Origin of the sequence: Pseudomonas sp. MWU12-2037 (assembly GCF_023242345.1) — a bacterium.
Classification (GTDB): domain Bacteria; phylum Pseudomonadota; class Gammaproteobacteria; order Pseudomonadales; family Pseudomonadaceae; genus Aquipseudomonas; species Aquipseudomonas gingeri_D.
On sequence record NZ_JALLIZ010000023.1, the window covers coordinates 72,045 to 86,133 of the forward strand.

Below are 14,089 nucleotides of genomic sequence, written 5' to 3' on the forward strand. Positions count from 1 at the left end.
ATGACCCGTCGTACCGATCAACTCAAGCTCGGCGCCTTTCTCGCCAACAGCGGCCATCATCTCGCCGCCTGGCGTCATCCCCTAGGCCAGGCCGATGCCAGCCTGGATTTCGAGCACTTCAAGACGATTGCCGAAACCGCCGAACGCGGCAAGTTCGACGCGCTGTTCGTCGCCGATGTGGTTGCGCTCTGGGGTCATCATCACGATGCCCTGAGCCGCTGCGCCCGGGCCGAACACTTCGAACCGCTGACCCTGATGTCCGCCCTCGCGGCCGTCACCCGCCATATCGGCCTGATCGCCACCGCGACCACCAGCTACAACGAGCCCTACCATATCGCCCGCAAGTTCGCCTCCCTCGACCACCTGTCCAAGGGCCGCGCGGCCTGGAACCTGGTGACTTCGGTGGTCTCCGACGAGGCCTGGAATTTCGGCCGGGAAAGCCATATCGACCACGGCGACCGCTATCAGCGCGCCGAGGAATTCCACGATGTGGTCAAGGGCCTGTGGGACAGTTGGGACGATGACGCGTTCGTCCGCGACAAAGCCAGTGGCCAGTACTTCGATCCAAGCAAGCTGCACACCCTGAACCACCGCGGCGAACACTTCTCGGTGCGCGGCCCGCTGAACGTCGCCCGCCCACCCCAGGGCCATCCGGTGCTGGTCCAGGCTGGGGCTTCGGAGGCCGGCAAAACCCTGGCGGCGCGGGTGGCCGAAGTGATCTTCGCCGCCCACCACGACCTGGCCGGGGCCCAGGCGTTCTACCAGGATATCAAGGCCCGGGCCGCCGACTTCGACCGCGACCCGGACCATATCAAGATCCTTCCCGGTATCACGCCCTTTATCGCCGATACCCGCGAGCAGGCCCAGGCCCTGTTCGAAGCGTTCCAGGCGCTGATCGACCCGGTCCTCGGCCTGCGCCTGCTGGCCGATACCCTCGGTGACGATATCGACCTGAGCGGCTACGACCTCGACGGCCCATTACCGGAGACCCCGGTCGGCCAACGCGGCAGTCGCCGGGACAAGGTGCTGGAGCTGGCCCGCCAGGAAAACCTCAGCATCCGCCAGCTGTACCTGCGCTTGGCCGGCGGCAACCCGGTGATCGGTACCCCGGTCGATATCGCCGACAGTTTCGAGGCCTGGTTCCAGGCCCGGGCCTGCGACGGCTTCAATGTGTTCTTCCCCTACTACCCGGGCGCCATCGAAGTGTTTGTCGACCAGGTGATCCCGTTGTTGCAGGAACGCGGGCTGTTCCGCCGCGAATACGAAGGCCGCACCCTGCGGGAAAACCTCGGGCTGCCGCGTCCGGCCAACCGGTTCAGCCGATCATGAGCGGCGAGCGCCCCATCGAGGGTAGGATGAGTGAATTCGGGCGGCGGGTCTGCGCCCCTTTGACGGAGCCCGTGCATGGCCCTTGAGTTCAGCTGGCAGTTGCCCTTGTGCGACACCGACGGTACCACCTCCTGGGCGCGCCATCCCGCGCAGTGGATTCAACTGGCCCAGGCCGTGGAATACGCCGGCCTTGATGGGCTCTGGGTGCCCGGTGGCGCGCAGTGCGCTGACAGCCTCGGCGTGGCGGCGACCTTGTGCGCCCACACCCGTCGGGTCCACCTGACGGTCAGCGTACCGCCCGAAGTCATGTTGCCGGCGGCCCTCGCCACCACCGTACAAAGCCTGCAATCGATCAGCGCCAATCGCGTGCGCCTGCACCTGCCCGACGGCGAACAGGGCAGCCTGCGCCAGGTGTTCGGTGAATGGCTCAACCGTGACCAGCGCCATGAACGTATCGGCGAGTACCTGGACATCCTCACGCAGCTGCTGGCCCCCGCCGGCAGCGAGTTCCACTACAACGGGCGCTACTTCCAGCTGGAGAGCGCCGGCGTCGCGCGGCGCCAGCTCCCGGCCCCACCGATCATCCTCGACGACTCTCAGGACAGCGCGCTGATCGCCGGCCATGCCCGAACCTGCCTGCTACGCAGCCGGGCGCCGAACCCACTGCAACAGGAGATCCAGCGCTTGCGCGCCGATGCCCCGGGCCTTGGCTTCGTCTGCTCCTTCGGCCTGCTGTTCAGGGACACCGAGGAGGAAGCCTGGGAAGCGGCGGCCGCCCACCTGGAAACCCTGGGGATCAAGCCCCCGGACAGCGCCCCGTCGTTGCTCCGGCTCACCCGCGAGCACCAGCCGGTGCGGCACTTCGAGCTGCACCCCAATCTCTGGCAACCACGTGCCGATCAGCCGGTGTTTATCGTCGGCACGCCGCATCAGGTCGCTACCCGGCTACAGGAGCTGCACGGCCTGGGCATCGAACAGATCATCCTGGTCGGTCAGCCGGCAGTGCATGAAGTCCTGCGCTTCGGCGAACAGATCCTGCCGTTGCTTACCGCCCAAGGCCTGCGCAAGGAGCGCACCCAGCATGCCGAATGATCCACGCCAGAACATCGAGATCGACTGGTTCCTGCCCACCAACGGCGACGGTCGCCACCTGACCAGCAGCGGCCTGCCCAAAGTCGGGTTGTTCCAGCAGGGCGAACGAGCGCCGACCCTCGACTACCTGCGCCAGATCGTCCGCGCCGCCGAATACGGCGGCTTCGACGCGATCATGGTGCCCACCGCCAGCGGCTTCGAAGATCCCTGGCTGATCACCGCGGTGCTGGCCCAGGAAGTGCGGCGGCTGAAATTCCTGCTGACCTTGCGCCCGGGCCTGGAGCTGCCCGCCTACACCGCCCATCGCGCCGCGACCCTGCAGTTGCTCAGCGATAACCGCCTGGCTCTGCATGTGGTCAGCGGCTCCAGCCGTTTCGAGCAGCGTTCGCTGGGGGATTTTCTGGAGCACGATGAACGTTATGCGCGGACCGCCGAGTTTCTCGAAGTGTTCCAGGCAGTCTGGGCGGGCAACGGCCAGCCCCATCACGGACGCTACTACCGCAGCGTCAACGCCTCGCCGATTGCCCCTGCGGCGCCCGCCCCGGCGATCTATTTCGGCGGCGCGTCCGAGGCCGCGGAACGGGTCGGCGCGGCCCATGCACAGACCCACCTGATGTGGTGCGAGCCGCCCTTGCTGATTGCCGAGCGTATCCGCCGGATGCGCGAACTGGCGGCGGCCCAGGGGCGGACCTTGCGCTTTGGTTTGCGCCTGCATATTTTCGCCGCGCCCACCGACGATGCGGCCTGGGCCCATGTCGAACGGTTGCTGGCGGAGATTCCCAAGGACGCCATCGACCGCGCCCAAGTACAGATGGCCGCGTATGAGTCCGTCGGGCAGACGCGCCAGACGCGCTTGGCCGAAGGTCGCGGGCGCGGCGCCCGGGAGCTGGAGGTGTCGGCCAATCTGTGGGCTGGTGTGGGTCTGGTGCGTGGCGGTGCCGGAACGGCCCTGGTGGGGAGCTATGAACAGGTGGCGGAACGGATCGAGGAGTATCACCAGTTGGGCGTCGACAGTTTTATCCTGTCGGGCTTTCCGCATCTGGAAGAGGCGATTCATCTGGGGGCTGAGTTGTTGCCGCTATTGCGGCGTATCTCAAGCAGGAGCGTCGAGCAGCGCACGGTCCTGTAGGCGCCCTGATTGGATCTTCGGTCGTATGCAAACTCTCGGTTCGACACCGTCCTGTAGGAGCTGGGCTTGCCAGCGAAGAGGGCCTTGAAATCGCCACAAGCTTCGCGGGCAAGCCCGGCTCCTACAGGTTTGTGGTGTTTTCAAAAAGGGGATCAGGGCTTGGCGCGGCCCTTGAGCATGCCGTGATTGACCAGCAAGGTGCGCATGGCATTACGGGTAATGCCCAGCAGTTCGGCGGTGCGCAGCTGGTTGAAGCCGCAAAAGGCAAACGCCTCGCGCACCAGCAGGTCCTCGATATCATGCAACAGGGTTTCCCCCGGCACTTCGAACAGGCGCAGCAACTGCTCGCGAATCACTTCCTGGGGGACCCGCGACACGCCTGTACTGCTCGCCACATGCCGGCCACTCAAACCTGCGGAAAACTTCAGGTGTTCAGGCCGGATCGGCTTGTCGCCGGCCACCAGCAAGGCCAGGTGCACGACGTTTTCCAGCTCGCGGATATTCCCCGGCCAGGGATACTCGAGCAGCGCCTGGGTGGCCGCCTCGGAGAGCATCGGCTCGGCAATCTTCAGCCGTTGGCTGTAGAGTTTTCGAAAATGTTCAACCAGCGGCAGGATATCCAACGGGCGCTCGCGCAAGGGCAGGACCTGCACCTGGGCCACGTTGATCCGATAAAACAGGTCGAGACGGAAATTACCCGCCTCCACCGCCCGCTCCAGGTCGATATTGGTCGCCGTCGCCAGGCGGATATTGATCTTGATCGGCTTGCGCGAACCGACGCGCACGATCTCCTGCTCCTGCAGGGCACGCAGCAGCTTGACCTGCAACGGCAACGGCAGATCGCCGATCTCGTCGAGAAACAAGGTACCGCCATCGGCCTCTTCAAACCAGCCGACCCGACGCCCCACCGCACCGGAAAACGCCCCGGCTTCATGGCCGAAGAATTCGCTTTCGGCGAGGGTTTCGCTGATGGCGCCGCAGTTCACCGCGACAAAAGCCCCGGTCCGCCCGCTGGAGGAATGGATATAGCGCGCCACCAGTTCCTTGCCGGTGCCGGTTTCGCCATTGATCAGCACCGGTGCGTCACTGGGGCCGACGCGCTGCAGATAGTCGAGCAACTGCCGCGAGCGCGGATCGGCGAAGACCAGCGCCTTGGCCCGTATCGACAGGGAATCCTTGTCGCCCCGGGGCAAGGTCAGGATCGGACTGGGCAGCCCTTCAAGCGTGCTCATGAAAATGCACCGCGACGTCAGAGCTTGGCGATCGAGACTTCGGTGGATTTGACGAAGGCGATTACTTCACTGCCTACCGCCAATTCGAGGTCGCGTACCGAACGCGTGGTGATCACCGAGGTGACAATCCCCGACGCGGTCTGCACGTCGATCTCGGACAGCACCTCGCCAATGAGGATTTCCTTGATGACGCCGCGGAATTGGTTACGAACGTTGATCGCTTTGATCGTCATGGGGTTGTTTCCTTTTCGTGGTAGGCGGTGCACCTGGGCTTCAGGTGCTGGAGGCTAAAATGCGCCAGCCCTGCAACTTATAAAAGGAATTAATAATAATTATTTTATTCGATTAAGATATAAGAAAGGGAAAGCTGGCAGGTTTCATTGAGTCGTCACCCCAGAGGTGTAAAATCAATGTCCCAGCGCGGTGGCCCATTAAAGCCCCCTGCGCCCCTGCGGAGAGCGCATGAAGAAGGTTATCGCGTTGGTATCGGGCTTGCCCCTGATGCTGGCGCTGAGTGGTTTTACCACCCGGCAACACCCAGGCGACCAGGTCACGCTGGACGACTACACACGCCACAAGATCGAGTTCATCGAAACCCGGATCCTCAAGCACGCCGGCCACGAGCAAGGCGAACGGATCAAGAATATCTCCGCCAACTTCCTCGGTACGCCTTATGTGGCGCATATGCTGGTCGGCTCCGCGACCGCGCCGGAACAACTGGTGATCGACTTCCGCGGCCTGGATTGCTTCACCTACCTGGATTACGTCGAGGCCCTACGCAAATCCGACAGCCTGCCGCGCTTCGTCGAAAACCTGGTGCGCACCCGTTACGCCGAGGGCAAGGTCAGCTACACCGAGCGCAGGCACTTCTTCACCGATTGGGCCCACACCCAGCCCCTCAACGCCCGGGATGTTACGACCCAGGCGAGCCCCAGGGCGACCACCGTCACCAAGATCCTCAACGCACAAGGGGACGGCAGCGGCGGCACGCTGATCCCGTCGGTGGGCACGGTCAAGCGCGCCATCACCTACATCCCCAGCGAGTGGATCGACGACGCCGTGGTCAGCCGCCTGAAAACCGGTGACTACATCGGCATCTACACCCCGGCCGAAGGGCTCGACGTCACCCACACCGGCATCTTCATCATGACCGACAAAGGCCCGGTGCTGCGCAATGCCTCCGCCCGTGAAGCCAACCACAAGGTGGTGGATTCGCCGTTCATGGATTACGTCAAGAAAACCCCGGGCATCGTAGTCCTCAGGGCGATCTGACCACCTCAGCCCGACGACGTCAGGCCACTGGCGCAGATAAAATCGATGAACGCGCGCAGCTTGGGTGTCAGGTAGCGACTCGACGGCCAGACCACCTGCATCTGTAGCGTACGCAGGATCCGTCCCGGCAGTATCGACTCCAGCTCTCCGGCCGCCAGGGCCTCGCGCACGGCGAACTCGGGCACGCAGGCAATGCCCAGGCCCTGCCGGGCGCTATGGATCAGCATGTCCAGGTTGTTGCAGACCATGGTCTCCGGCACCTTCAGCTCGGCCCCCGCGACCAGTCCCTCCAACGGCCACTTCTCCAGCTTGCCGGTGGAGGGCATCCGATAATGCAGGCACTGGTGCTCCAGCAGTTGCTCCACAGCCTGCGGGTAGCCCCTGGCGGCGAAATACCCCGGTGCGCCGACCAGATGAAACGCAAAGCTGCCCAGCTTCCTGGCCATCAGCCGCGAATCGTGCAATTGCCCGGTACGCACCACGGCGTCAAAGCTCTCCTCGACCACGTCCACCAGGCGATCGGTGAAGTCCAGTTCCAGGCGGATTTCCGGGTACTCGCGCATGAACGACGACAGTTGCATAAACAGCACATTGCCCTGCAACGGCAGGCTGATGCGCAACTTGCCCCGTGGCGCATCGCTGGAGCTGGACAGTTCCTGCTCGGCCGCCTCCAGTTCGTTGAGCACCCGCCGGCAGCGCTCCAGAAACAGCGCGCCTTCAGCGGTCAGGTTGAGGCTGCGGGTATTGCGATGGAACAACCGCGCACTGAGCTTGTGTTCCAGGCGGGCAATGCTTTTGCCCACGGCCGAGGCGGACACCCCGAGCAAGCGGCCGGCAGCGACAAAGCTGCGACTTTCGGCGACCTGCACGAACACGGTGATGCCATTGAGCTTATCCATCACTCATTCCCTTGATTAAGGACAAAAAGGTCCGTGTAGCCCGGAATTGTAACTTCTTTTTCCCTGATCGGCCCCGCCCTACCATCGATCCATCAGCTTGACCCATCCACCACCCGGGGCCCGATATGACCGTCAACGAACCGCTACGCCCACTGCAATCCCTTCGTCCTGTCGAGACAACCCGCCTGGCGTCGCGCATCGACGCCGTGCTCGAACAGACCCTGCATGACCGGCGCCTGGTCGGTGCCGTAGTCCTGGTCGCCCATCGCGGACAACTGGTCTATCAGCGCGCGGCCGGCCTGGCCGACCGTGAGGCCCGGCTGCCAATGCGCCAGGACGCCCTGTTCCGCCTGTCCTCGGTCTCCAAGCCGATCACCTCGGTGGCGGCCCTGGCGCTGATCGCCCAGGGTCGTATCAACCTGGACGACAACATCACCCACTGGCTGCCGCACTTCAAGCCGACCCTGGCCGACGGCACGCCGGCGTTGATCACCGTACGCCAATTGCTGACCCACACCGCCGGTTTCACCTACGGTTTCCTGGAGAGCGATCAAGGCGGCCCTTATCTCGAGGCCGGCGTCTCCGACGGCATGGACCGTACCGAACTCTCGCTGGAAGAAAACCTGCATCGCCTGGGCCAGGCCCCGCTGCTCTACAAACCGGGGAGTCAGTGGGGCTACTCGATTGCCACCGATGTGCTGGGCGGGGTAATCTCCGCCGCCCACGGCACCTCGCTGGCCGAGGCGGTGGAGCAGTTGGTCGCCCGCCCGCTGGGCTGGCGCGATAGCGGGTTCCGGGTGACCGACGTCGACCGCCTGAGCCCGGCCTATCTCAATGACCAGCCACAGCCACGACGCATGCAGGGGCTGGAAGTGGTCCCGGTGTTTGAAGGCACCGCCGGCATCCGGCTGGACCCGGACCGCGCCCTGGACACCCAGGCCTATGACTCCGGCGGTTCGGGCATGGTCGGCAGCGCCGGGGAGTTTCTCCAGCTTCTGGAAACCCTGCGCAAAGGCGGCGCGCCGCTACTGCCCAAGCACTTGGTGGCGGAAATGGGCAGCAGCCAGACCGGCGACCTGGAGCTGGCCAACTGGCCGGGACGCGGCTTCGGCCTCGGCTTCACGGTACTCAAGGACCCGTCTGCCGCGCAGACCGCCGAATCCGTCGGCACCTGGCGCCTGGGCGGTGCCTACGGACACTCCTGGTTCGTCGACCCGGCCCAGGAGTTGACGGTGGTGGCTTTTACCAACACGGCCTTCGAAGGCATGTTCGGGCAATTCACCGTCGACCTCTGCAACGCGGTCTACGGCCAGTAACACTGTGCCGGCCCCTGTTCGCGGGGGCCGGGATGCACCGGTTCATACCCAATAAAGACGGTTTGCCCAGCACCCCGCGACCAACAATGTCTGCATAGCCGTACCCCTCGCAACATTGCCTGCCAGTTCGCTACGCCATTGACGAGTGTGTTTTGACAAGGGAGCACGCCCGAAACGCGCAAGCGTTGTCGAGCGCGCCATGACTTTATGGGATGGGGATCGGATCATGAACAAAGCAGAGCTCTACCACACGCATGTACACAGCAAGCTCGATTCACTGACCGGAATACGCTTTCTCGCCGCGGCAATGGTGTTCCTGTTCCACGCGTCACTGACGCGGATCATCGGTTTCAACCCCTATGCCGACACGCAGGTGATCGAGGTCTTCCAGCGCACCTTCAGCGGCGGCGGATGGCTGGGGGTGTCGTTCTTCTTCGTGCTCAGCGGCTTTGTCATCGCCTGGTCGGCGCGCAAGGGCGACAGCCTGGGCAGTTTCTGGCGACGCCGGCTGCTGAAAATCTTTCCCAACCATATCGCCACCTGGTTGCTGGCCATGGTCCTGTTCGCCGTACCGACCGCCAGCGTGGCGATCTGGCTGCCCAACCTGTTGCTGGTGCATGCCTGGATTCCGCGGATGGACACCTTCCTCAGCGTGAACGGTCCGTCCTGGTCGCTGTGCTGCGAACTGCTCTTTTACCTGCTGTTCCCATTGGTGCTCAAGCTGGTCTGGAAGATCGCCGAGGAGCGCCTGTGGTACTGGGCCTGGGCGATGGTCGCCGGCCTGGCCCTGACCCAGCTCGCGATACGCCAGTGGGCCGCGGCCGCGCCGCTGATCAATGAGTACCCGATCTCACTGATTCAGTGGTGGTGGGCCTACTACTTCCCGCCGGCACGCCTGTTCGAGTTCGTCCTGGGCATGCTCATGGCGCGCATCCTGATGGCCGGGCGCTGGATCGACCTCGGCGTGCCCCAGGCCTTCGCGCTGCTGGCCGTCGGCTATGTGGCAGGCATGTGGGTACCGTTCCAGTACAGCCTGAACCTGGTCACCCTGGTGCCGGTGGCCGCGTTGATCACCGCCATCGCCGCCAGTGACCTCAAAGGCCGCAAGAGCCTGCTCAACAGCGCCTGGATGGTCTGGCTGGGGGAAATCTCTTTCGGTTTCTACATGATTCACCTGCTGATCATGACCGTCATCACCCAATTGCTCGGCGGGCGCCTGTTCGACAACGGGACCGCCAGCCTGATCGTCGCGGCGACGTTCGCCCTCTCCGTACTGGGTGGCTGGCTGCTGTTCAACTTCATCGAGCGACCGGTCATGCAGCGCTGGGGCAGGCCCGGCAACACCAAGGCACTGGGCAGCATGGCGCAAGCCTGAACCCGGGTCTTCATTCACACTTTCAACAGGAAGCCATGCTCATGGACTCGATCAGACCCCGGCGCTCGGGCCGCGCCCTCCTGCTACGCGCCAGCCTTGCCTGCGCCATCGTCGCCGCACTGGTTGTGGTGCTGCGCGGCAGCCCCTCGACCCTCGCCAAGGCCGCCGTGGCACCACCGGCCGCCGAGGTCGACGTGGCCATGGCCCTGTCGCAAGCGGTGACGGACTGGCAGGAGTATTCAGGCCGCCTGGAGGCCGTGGAAAAGGTGGTGATCCGTCCGCTGGTCTCGGGCACCGTGGTCGCCGTGCACTTCAAGGACGGAGCCCTGGTCAAGGCCGGCGACCTGCTCTTCGAGATCGACGCCCGGCCCTACACCGCCGAAGTGGAGCGGGCCCAGGCGCAACTGGCGGCGGCCAGGTCGCGCGCCGTCTACACCAGCACCGATCTGGGCCGGGTACAGCGCCTGATCAGCGCCAATGCGGTGGCCCTGCGCGAGCTGGACCAGAAGCAGAACGCCGCCAGCGAAGCCGCGGCCGAGGTCCGGCAGGCCCAGGCCCAGCTGGACAATGCCCGCCTGAACCTCGCCCATACCCGGATCAGCGCGCCAGTCAGCGGGCGTATGTCGCGGGCCTTGGTCACCGCGGGCAATATCGTCAGCGCCGGTGAAAACGCCGCGCCGCTGAGCACCCTGGTGTCGTTGTCGCCGATCTATGCGGCCTTCGATGTCGACGAGCAGACCTTCCTGCGCTACCTCAACCACGGCACCGGCCCTGGCACCACGGCCGCGGTGCCGGTGATGCTCGGCCTCGCCAATGAAACCGACTATCCGCGCCAGGGCAGCCTGGCCTCGCTGGACAACCAACTGGACGTGCAGTCGGCGACCCTGCGGGTACGTGCCAGCTTCGACAACACCGACGGCCTGCTGCGCCCCGGCATGCTCGCCAGGATCAAGCTCGGCGGCGGGCCGCCGCACCAGGCGGTGCTGATCGACGACAGCGCGATCGGCACCGACCAGGACAAGAAGTTCGTGCTGGTGGTCGGCGCCAACGACCGGGTCGAGTACCGACGTATCAACCCCGGCAACCGAGTGGGCAACCTGCGGGTCGTCGACGCCGGCCTGCAGGCCGGCGAACGGGTGGTGGTCAACGGCCTGCACCGGGCGCGCCCCGGCGATACCGTCAAGCCGCTGCTGGCGCAACGTGCGGACGCAGGGAGCGGACAATGAGGTTTTCGCGCTTTTTCATTGACCGGCCGATCTTCGCCGGCGCGCTCTCGACCCTGATCCTGCTCGCCGGGATCATCGCGCTGTTTCGCCTGCCCGTCTCGGAATACCCCGATGTGGTGCCGCCGCTGATCGTGGTCAACGCCCAGTACCCGGGCGCCAATCCGGCGGTGGTGGCGCAGACCGTGGCCGCGCCGCTGGAGGAGCAGATCAACGGCGTCGAGAACATGCTGTACATGCAGTCCCAGGCCAACAGCGACGGCAACCTCACCCTCAGCGTCACCTTCAAGGTCGGCACAGACCCGGACCAGGCCCAGCAACTGGTGCAGAACCGCGTCTCCCAGGCGCTGCCGCGCCTGCCGGAGGATGTCCGGCGCCTGGGGGTGGTGACCATGAAGTCGTCGTCGACCCAGACCCTGGCCATCCACCTGGTCTCGCCGGATGACCAGTACAACGCCACCTACCTGCGCAACTACGGCATTCTCAATATCAAGAACCAGCTGGAGCGCATTCCCGGGGTCGGCGAAGTGCGTATCTGGGGCGGCGGCGACTATGCGATGCGCATCTGGCTGGACCCGCAGAAAGTCGCCCAGCGCGGCCTGAGCGCCAGTGAGATCGTTGCCGCGATCCGCGAACAGAACGTCCAGGTCGCCGCCGGGGTGATCGGCGGGCAACCCATGCGCACCGACGTCGCCCAGCAACTTTCGGTCAACACCCAAGGCCGGCTGAAAACCGAAAAGGAATTCGGCGATATCATCGTCAAGACCTCGCCGGGCGCCGCCGTGACCTTTCTGCGCGATGTCGCGCGGATCGAACTAGCCGCGTCGGACTACGGTTTGCGCTCGCTGGTCGACGGCAAGCCGGCGGTGGGCTTCGGGGTGTTCCAGATGGCCGGCGGCAATGCCCTGGCGATCTCCGACCAGGCGCGGGAAATCATGCGCCAGGCCAAGGCCGACATGCCCAGCGGGGTCGATTATCGGATCGTCTTCGACCCGACCCAGTTCGTGCGCTCCAGCATCCTGGCGGTGATCCAGACCCTGCTCGAATCGACGCTGCTGGTGGTGCTGGTGGTGATCCTGTTCCTGCAGACCTGGCGCGCCTCGATCATTCCGCTGCTGGCCATGCCGGTCTCGATCATCGGCACCCTGTCGCTGATGCTCGCCTGCGGCTTTTCGATCAACGCCCTGTCGTTGTTCGGCATGGTGCTGGCCATCGGCATCGTGGTGGACGACGCCATAGTCGTGGTGGAAAACGTCGAACGCAACATCGCCGCCGGACTCAAGCCCAAGGCCGCCGCCTACAAGGCCATGGACGAGGTCAGCAAACCGATCATCGCCATCACCCTGACCCTGGTCAGCGTGTTCGTGCCGCTGGCCTTCATGCCCGGGCTGACCGGGCAGTTCTACCAGCAGTTCGCGATGACCATCGCCATTTCCACGTTGATCTCGGCGTTCAACTCCCTGACCTTGTCCCCCGCCCTCTGCGCCCTGCTGCTGCAGGCTCATGACAGCCCCAAGGACCGCCTCAGCCGTGGCATCGACCGACTGCTGGGGCCGCTGTTCAACCGTTTCAACCGGTTCTCGGCGTGGGCCGAACGCGCCTATGGCAACCGCCTGGGCCGAGTCATCCAGCGCAAGAGCATGACCCTCGGCCTGTACGCACTGCTGCTCGGCCTGACGGCCTGGCTCGGGCATTCGTTACCGGGCGGCTTCGTCCCGGCCCAGGACAAGGAGTTCCTCGTCGGCCTGGCGCAATTGCCCAATGGTGCCTCGCTGGAGCGTTCCGAACAGGTGATCCAGCGGATGAACGAGATCGCCCTCAAGCAACCCGGCGTCGCCCATACCCTGGAGTTCCCGGGGATGTCGGTCAACGGCCTGATGAACTCGTCGAGCGCCGGGATTATTTTCGTCATCCTCGAACCCTTCGCCAAGCGACATGACCCGCAGATGAGCGCCGGCGCCATCGCCGCCGCGCTGAACCAGGAGTTCGCCGGCATCAAGGAGGCCTTTACCGGCGTATTCCCGCCGCCCCCGGTGCTTGGGCTAGGGACCCTGGGCGGCTTCAAACTGCAACTGGAAGACCGCGGCGCGCTGGGTTTCGAACAACTCAATGATGCGGTTCACGCCTTCCTCAAGCTGGCCGCGCAGGCGCCGGAGCTGGGGCCGATGTTCTCCAGCTACCAGATCGACGTGCCACAGTTGAAGGTCGACCTGGACCGGATCAAGGCCAAGCAGTCGCAAGTCTCCCTGACCGATGTGTTCGAGACCCTGCAGATCTACCTGGGCTCGCTCTATGTCAACGACTTCAACCTGCTGGGCCGGGTCTACCAGGTACGGGTGCAGGCCGACTCGGAGTTCCGCGCCCACGCCGACGACATCGGCCAGCTCAAGACCCGCAACGCCGAGGGGCGCATGGTGCCGCTGGCCAGCCTGGTGGAGGTCCACCCCACCTACGGGCCGGAAATGGTCGTGCGCTACAACGGCTACACCGCCGCCGACCTCAATGGCGGGCCCGCCCCCGGCTATTCCTCGGGCCAGGCCCAGGCCGCGGTGGAACGCATCGCCGCGCAGACGTTGCCCAAGGGAGTCAAGTACGAATGGACCGAGTTGACCTACCAACAGATCATCTCCGGCGACGCCACCCTGTGGATCCTGCTGATCTGCATGCTGCTGGTGTACCTCGTACTCGCCGCCCTCTATGAAAGCCTGCTGCTGCCGGTGGCGATCCTGCTCATCGTGCCCATGGGCATCATGTCCGCGCTGCTCGGGGTCTGGCTGACCCAGGGCGACAACAACATCTTTACCCAGATCGGCCTGATGGTGCTGGTGGGCCTGGCCAGCAAGAACGCCATTCTGATCGTCGAATTCGCCCGCGAACTCGAACAACAGGGGCACGGTATCGTCCGCGCGGCCATCCAGGCCAGCCAGTTGCGTTTGCGGCCGATCCTGATGACCTCGATCGCTTTCATCATGGGCGTCGTGCCCCTGGTGCTGTCCACCGGCGCGGGGGCCGAGATGCGCCATGCCATGGGCATCGCGGTGTTCTTCGGGATGCTCGGGGTGACCCTGTTCGGCTTGCTCTTCACGCCCCTGTTCTATGTCGGATTACGCCTGCTCGCGAGCCGTCGGGCCGCGCCGCCAATACAGCGATCCGTGCCGGGTATTGCGGAACCCGAGGTCCGCTAAGAAGGGACCAGCAGCCTGTTTTTCGGCGTTCGCGCCC

11 protein-coding genes are annotated in these 14,089 nt (G+C 64.8%); 8 read left to right on the forward strand and 3 right to left on the reverse strand.

Annotated features, from left to right (window positions below):
* The 3 genes from M5B42_RS28415 (at window position 1) to M5B42_RS28425 (ending at window position 3,550) form a co-directional block, all read left to right on the forward strand.
* Entirely contained in the window at window positions 1-1,329 is a 1,329-nt protein-coding gene (locus M5B42_RS28415) for an LLM class flavin-dependent oxidoreductase (RefSeq protein WP_248747687.1), read from the forward strand.
* 75 nt (window positions 1,330-1,404) lie between these two features.
* The gene (locus M5B42_RS28420; protein WP_248747688.1) at window positions 1,405-2,421 is read left to right on the forward strand and encodes an LLM class flavin-dependent oxidoreductase; all 1,017 of its coding nucleotides are present in this window, start codon (window positions 1,405-1,407) and stop codon (window positions 2,419-2,421) included.
* Window positions 2,411-3,550, forward strand: coding sequence for an LLM class flavin-dependent oxidoreductase (locus M5B42_RS28425; RefSeq protein ID WP_248747689.1), 1,140 nt, complete (start codon window positions 2,411-2,413; stop codon window positions 3,548-3,550). Before M5B42_RS28420 ends, M5B42_RS28425 begins: the two co-directional genes overlap by 11 nt.
* Before the next feature lie 152 nt (window positions 3,551-3,702).
* Here M5B42_RS28425 and M5B42_RS28430 read toward each other — a convergent pair whose 3' ends face one another.
* Window positions 3,703-4,782, reverse strand: coding sequence for a sigma-54 dependent transcriptional regulator (locus tag M5B42_RS28430; protein WP_248747690.1), 1,080 nt, complete (start codon window positions 4,780-4,782; stop codon window positions 3,703-3,705).
* Between the two features lie 17 nt (window positions 4,783-4,799).
* Window positions 4,800-5,015, reverse strand: a complete 216-nt coding sequence (locus M5B42_RS28435) for a TOBE domain-containing protein (protein ID WP_100941607.1) — start codon at window positions 5,013-5,015, stop codon at window positions 4,800-4,802.
* A gap of 229 nt (window positions 5,016-5,244) precedes the next feature.
* On the opposite strand from M5B42_RS28435, the gene M5B42_RS28440 reads away from it, so the two are divergent.
* Window positions 5,245-6,054, forward strand: coding sequence for a DUF1460 domain-containing protein (locus tag M5B42_RS28440; protein WP_103495107.1), 810 nt, complete (start codon window positions 5,245-5,247; stop codon window positions 6,052-6,054).
* 5 nt (window positions 6,055-6,059) lie between these two features.
* Here the strand turns inward: M5B42_RS28440 and M5B42_RS28445 are convergent, their stop codons facing one another.
* On the reverse strand, window positions 6,060-6,953 hold the full coding sequence (locus M5B42_RS28445; RefSeq protein ID WP_103495108.1) for a LysR family transcriptional regulator: 894 nt from the start codon (window positions 6,951-6,953) through the stop codon (window positions 6,060-6,062).
* Window positions 6,954-7,078: 125 nt separating this feature from the next.
* Here M5B42_RS28445 and M5B42_RS28450 point away from each other — a divergent pair, with 125 nt between their 5' ends.
* From M5B42_RS28450 to M5B42_RS28465, 4 genes are all read left to right on the forward strand, one after another.
* Window positions 7,079-8,269 carry a serine hydrolase domain-containing protein gene (locus M5B42_RS28450; RefSeq protein WP_248747691.1) on the forward strand — a complete coding sequence of 397 codons (1,191 nt, stop codon included), beginning with the start codon at window positions 7,079-7,081 and terminating at the stop codon, window positions 8,267-8,269.
* A gap of 226 nt (window positions 8,270-8,495) precedes the next feature.
* Window positions 8,496-9,644: an acyltransferase gene (locus M5B42_RS28455; protein ID WP_103495110.1), complete on the forward strand. Its 1,149-nt coding sequence runs from the start codon at window positions 8,496-8,498 to the stop codon at window positions 9,642-9,644.
* A 41-nt stretch (window positions 9,645-9,685) separates the two neighbouring features.
* Window positions 9,686-10,870, forward strand: a complete 1,185-nt coding sequence (locus M5B42_RS28460; protein ID WP_103495111.1) for an efflux RND transporter periplasmic adaptor subunit — start codon at window positions 9,686-9,688, stop codon at window positions 10,868-10,870.
* Window positions 10,867-14,052, forward strand: a complete 3,186-nt coding sequence (locus M5B42_RS28465; RefSeq protein WP_248747692.1) for a multidrug efflux RND transporter permease subunit — start codon at window positions 10,867-10,869, stop codon at window positions 14,050-14,052. Before M5B42_RS28460 ends, M5B42_RS28465 begins: the two co-directional genes overlap by 4 nt.
* The last annotated feature ends 37 nt before the right edge of the window (window positions 14,053-14,089 follow it).

Bases quoted from the DNA above. Each gene is read 5' to 3' on its own strand.
- M5B42_RS28430 (WP_248747690.1), bottom strand. From the start codon at position 4,782: ATGAGCACGCTTGAAGGGCTGCCCAGTCCGATCCTGACCTTGCCCCGG.
- M5B42_RS28440 (WP_103495107.1), top strand. From the start codon at position 5,245: ATGAAGAAGGTTATCGCGTTGGTATCGGGCTTGCCCCTGATGCTGGCG.
- M5B42_RS28460 (WP_103495111.1), top strand. From the start codon at position 9,686: ATGGACTCGATCAGACCCCGGCGCTCGGGCCGCGCCCTCCTGCTACGC.
- M5B42_RS28425 (WP_248747689.1), top strand. From the start codon at position 2,411: ATGCCGAATGATCCACGCCAGAACATCGAGATCGACTGGTTCCTGCCC.
- M5B42_RS28455 (WP_103495110.1), top strand. From the start codon at position 8,496: ATGAACAAAGCAGAGCTCTACCACACGCATGTACACAGCAAGCTCGAT.
- M5B42_RS28420 (WP_248747688.1), top strand. From the start codon at position 1,405: ATGGCCCTTGAGTTCAGCTGGCAGTTGCCCTTGTGCGACACCGACGGT.
- M5B42_RS28415 (WP_248747687.1), top strand. From the start codon at position 1: ATGACCCGTCGTACCGATCAACTCAAGCTCGGCGCCTTTCTCGCCAAC.
- M5B42_RS28445 (WP_103495108.1), bottom strand. From the start codon at position 6,953: ATGGATAAGCTCAATGGCATCACCGTGTTCGTGCAGGTCGCCGAAAGT.
- M5B42_RS28435 (WP_100941607.1), bottom strand. From the start codon at position 5,015: ATGACGATCAAAGCGATCAACGTTCGTAACCAATTCCGCGGCGTCATC.
- M5B42_RS28465 (WP_248747692.1), top strand. From the start codon at position 10,867: ATGAGGTTTTCGCGCTTTTTCATTGACCGGCCGATCTTCGCCGGCGCG.
- M5B42_RS28450 (WP_248747691.1), top strand. From the start codon at position 7,079: ATGACCGTCAACGAACCGCTACGCCCACTGCAATCCCTTCGTCCTGTC.